At 47.2% G+C, this 231-nt stretch carries 1 protein-coding gene; it reads right to left on the reverse strand.

Annotation, left to right across the window (positions count from 1 at the left end):
- Positions 1-3: 3 nt before the first annotated feature.
- The coding region (locus SB765_RS34355) for a hypothetical protein (RefSeq protein WP_410933120.1) at positions 4-231 on the reverse strand (228 nt) is incomplete at its 5' end.

The raw sequence follows: 231 nt of genomic DNA on the forward strand, positions 1-231 counted from the left end.
TGGTCAGGCGTGCGAGAATGTCCAGCCACATAGCCAGTTGGCTAAGTGAGGTGGATTCAGTACTTCCACGAACGAAAAGCCATAGTCGTATTGGAATATTTCTGGGCCGTAGCTCAGCGGAAGTATACTGATTTCTGACCGTGTTGTGCCATTTTTAATTGTGCTATCGCGCAGGATCTGACTCCTAAAATCCCGAGCTTTATAGCAAGTTTCCGGTTGGAGAGTTAGTCT

The sequence above is a fragment of the Pseudomonas sp. SIMBA_067 genome (genome assembly GCF_046534675.1).
Classification (GTDB): Bacteria; Pseudomonadota; Gammaproteobacteria; order Pseudomonadales; family Pseudomonadaceae; genus Aquipseudomonas; species Aquipseudomonas putida.